Consider the following 3858-nt stretch of genomic DNA (forward strand, 5'->3'; position numbering starts at 1 on the left):
GAGCGGGTCTGCCGGACACCCATTGAAAATCTGATGTGAATGAAAATAGAATCCGCCGTTTCAGATCTATTCTGAAATAGCGGTGTTCTTCTAGGGCTGACGCCCTAAGATAACTCGCTTACTTTTCAAAGTTCATTAAACGAATTATTAGGTTATGTAGTGATTGAGAAATTTGTTATAAATGTATTGAGGTGCATCGATGCGTTAAAAAAGGTAGTGAATATTCCGGTGCGGCGGAGCCGCCCTTCCGGTGGCGGGTGAGCCAGGTGTCCGGAAGGAACTGAGCCACCTCCGTCGCGATTACTTGTGTAGACCATAGACTTCCCTCATAGAGATGTCTTTGGTTGGATCGACTGGCTCGATGTCGATCCGATAGGCATCATGAACGATCCTGTCGAAGAGCTATATTTCTCTCGCTGTACCCCTGGCTTTTCAGCCAGAGGATTTCTCTGTAGTTCGTCACTTCTGTGACCTCCTTTGAATGAATCTCAACGCACTATTGCATTTGTCATCATTGTAGGAGTCTCAAACAAAAGTGGCTCAATTATCGCCGGAATGGTGGCTCAGTTAATAACGGAGTGGTGGCTCAGTTGCACCGGACAGGGTGCTCAACGGGCTCCGGATTCTTCAGGTAGGTAGAATGGCTGCAGAAAGACTTATTATAGATAACAGTCCGATATGGAAGTAAAAGGGATTTGGAATTATGATTAATAATCCAAAAAACTTGATGATGAGTATTTCTAATTGTGATGAAGTAGAAAGAGCAAAGGAAGATAGCAATCATCCTTGTTATAAAATAGTTCATTATCAATATATTGAAAATCAAAGAAAAGTTTTTCAACACCCAGAACCTTGGAATGGTAACATTGAAAAAGCCGCTGTATTATTTGTAGGTTCAAATCCATCAATTGATTTTGATGAGGACTATCCAACTGATGAGTGGTGCGATAATGATATCTATAAATTTCATTATGACAGGTTTTCTGTTTCAAATGACTATTATCAAAAGAACAAAAATAAGGTAAAATTTTGGCAATGTATGCGAAAGATAGCATCATGGTTATTGGAGAAGTCACTAATTGATGATAGTCTTGATGCAAGCATTTGTGCAACAGAAATTGTTCATTGCAAATCAAAAAAGGAAATAGGAGTTCGTGAGTCTTGTTATAAATGTACTAAGAAATGGATGACTAAGGTCTTATCAAATTATAAAGGGACTTATATTGTTGTACTGGGAAAAACTGCTGAGCCTAGATTTAAGAGAATAGTGTCTGGTAATGCTGAATACTTTAAAAATAAAAAGATAATCTATGCACCTCATCCAAGCAGATGGTGTTACATAGGTAAAGATTTTGAGATTAAAGAACTGATTATGAATCAGTTGTAAAAGTAAAAAATAGCCAAGCCTTAATACATATGAGGTTTGGCTATTTTTTTACAAATTAGCATGCCTTATCATCATATTCAGGCTGACTCGTTCCATTCAAATTTGCAACTTTTTTTGCAACTTTTGCTGACAAAAATATGCTAATATATGAAAAAATATGCCATGAAAGCGAGACAATGAATCTGCCGTTAGGTGGCGTATAATACTGAAAAATCTAGGAACAACAGAGGTTTTTGGAGTTGATACGAGTACTATTCGTCTGCCACGGCAATATATGCCGAAGCGTAAGTGCACACTATATCCTGCAGGATATGATAGATAAGAGAGGACTGAGTTCAGAGTTCCAGATTGATTCTGCTGCAACCTCAACAGAGGAAATCGGGAATGCAATTTATCCTCCCATGAGAGCTGAGTTGGAGCACCGCGGAATTCCAATTGGTAATCACCGCGCCAGACAGGTGAAGCGAAGTGATTATGACGCGTGGGATTATATCATTGCTATGGATTCTGAGAATCTCTATTATCTCGATCGGATGCTAGGTGGAGACCCAGAGGAGAAGGTGCATTATCTCATGTCATACACCGGTGACGTTAGTCGTGAGATTGAGGACCCTTGGTACACTCGTAAGTTTGCCCTGTGCGTAGATGAGATCACAGAGGGCTGCGAGGCCTTACTTGAATCCTTGATATCAGCTTCGCAAATCTAGACCAAGCTGATATTTGAATTACCTGAGTCCTTGCCGGAATAATCGTATTTTAGGAGGGGGTAAATTATGAGGAAACGCTTTGTTGTATTAGTAATGATGATCATGACGTGTATGACTGTAGCTGCTTGTGGGCAAAGTAAAACGAATACGTCTAATTCAAATACAGACGAGAATACTGAAACAGAGAAAATTGTATCTGAGCAAGATGATAGTGAAGTTGTAAATCAAGATGAAAATGATGATAAAGCGGACGGATCGGAATTAGAGACTCCTATCAATTGGGGTGAGGCAAATGGCCCAGAAGAAGCAGTAAAGAATTATTACGCGAACACTGTATTTAAATTAGTGTCAGTGGAAGCAACGACGAAATCTAAGGAACATGTCATTTTTGATGTGGTTTGTAAGAAGGATGGGCAAATAGTAGATCCACATCGCTCAATCGAATTGAAATATGAAAATGATATGTGGAATGTCGTAAACGAGGGATATTAAGAAATTCGCAAGTTCCTAAATGAATACAACAAAAAAGAATACTAGGAAATGTTGCTTAGTCACTTCTGGTCATCGTGACCACAAGTGACTTTTTCAATTCACGAATAGTTTCACAGTAATAAAATGTGAGATAAACGATTAAAGTGCCTCATAAAATGTGATGATATTTATTGATGTGCCTATTTTTTGTGATAATAATATCTGGTGACAGGTACCGTTAACATGCCGGAAGATGATCCTTTTATAGAGAAATATGAAGAGCTTAGTAAGTGTTTGAAATAGTAACGGTGGACTTTTTGAAAACGCATACAGAGACTGCAGGTCTTAAGTGGCCTGCAGTTTTTTGCCTTGACGTGTAGTCACTGACTACATTTCAGAAAATATTGAAATCTGATATGTAATGACCTTTGTCAAGAGGCAAATTAACAAGAATCACCACAAACTTATTCTTTTGTAACCGAAGGCATCATGAAAGAGCTTTAGGGTATCAGTTCCCGGCATTGGCCACTCTGATATACGTGGATTCAGGAGATTGCTCTCCCTACCGACAGGTCAATGGTCCGCCGTGAGCTCTACCGTCTAAAAGCGTGGATCACGAAAGTGCCAACATAGGTTTATCGTAGATAGCTCAAACCTTGAAGAGTCTAAAGCTCTTTCAGGATGTCTCCGGTGTTAGTAGTTACGTGCCGTTGGAAACGGCGTAAGCCGGCTTACAACGGCTTGTTTGCCCACTACCTCAGCGGGATGGCAGGGTCAAGGCTGCGGAGCACCGCCACAGGCGGCTTGGTCTTGACGCTGACAGCGCGATGTGATACCTCAACCGACATTGCCGGTGATCATGCCCCACATGAAGCAGGCAAGTTCCCTGGCAACAGCAGTTTTTGCCACATTGGTTTTCTTGTTGCTTTTAAGAACCATGCGGTAGTACTTCCTCCGTAAGCGTTCGTTGGCTTTATCCGCATAGGCTATGACCTCCGGTGAATTTCCAGCCTGCCTGGCTTTGAGCGCTTTGGATTTAAATCCAATCTGTCCGCGGCTGTAACTCTGTGCTGCTTCTACCAGCAAAGAACGCACATGGCGATTCCCTGCTTTGGTAATCCCAAGGCGGTTCTGATCGTCACCGCTCGAATCCTCTCCGGGTGTAAGTCCGATGTAGGAAGCAAAGTGTTGGGCAGAAGCAAACCGTTTGAAATCGCCGACCTCTGTAAGCACAGCCAAAGCTGTCACAGTCTTTACACCGATGAAGCAGGACAGCTTATGAACATTTTCCTG

General features: G+C 41.4%; 4 protein-coding genes. 3 read left to right on the forward strand and 1 reads right to left on the reverse strand.

What is annotated here, in order from left to right; all coding sequences use genetic code 11:
* Window positions 1-703: 703 nt before the first annotated feature.
* The 3 genes from ACKX2L_RS11370 (at window position 704) to ACKX2L_RS11380 (ending at window position 2586) form a co-directional block, all read left to right on the forward strand.
* The gene (locus ACKX2L_RS11370; RefSeq protein WP_497552166.1) at window positions 704-1387 is read left to right on the forward strand and encodes a uracil-DNA glycosylase family protein; all 684 of its coding nucleotides are present in this window, start codon (window positions 704-706) and stop codon (window positions 1385-1387) included.
* 239 nt (window positions 1388-1626) lie between these two features.
* Complete coding sequence (locus ACKX2L_RS11375; RefSeq protein WP_497552167.1) at window positions 1627-2094, forward strand: low molecular weight protein-tyrosine-phosphatase; 468 nt, start codon at window positions 1627-1629, stop codon at window positions 2092-2094.
* A gap of 66 nt (window positions 2095-2160) precedes the next feature.
* The gene (locus ACKX2L_RS11380; protein ID WP_497553312.1) at window positions 2161-2586 is read left to right on the forward strand and encodes a hypothetical protein; all 426 of its coding nucleotides are present in this window, start codon (window positions 2161-2163) and stop codon (window positions 2584-2586) included.
* A gap of 816 nt (window positions 2587-3402) precedes the next feature.
* Here the strand turns inward: ACKX2L_RS11380 and ACKX2L_RS11385 are convergent.
* Window positions 3403-3858 (reverse strand): transposase (locus ACKX2L_RS11385; protein ID WP_497553313.1); only part of this gene is annotated, 456 nt, incomplete at its 5' end.

The sequence above is a fragment of the Porcibacter vitabionis genome (assembly GCF_046263795.1).
Classification (GTDB): domain Bacteria; phylum Bacillota; class Clostridia; order Lachnospirales; family Lachnospiraceae; genus Lachnocurva.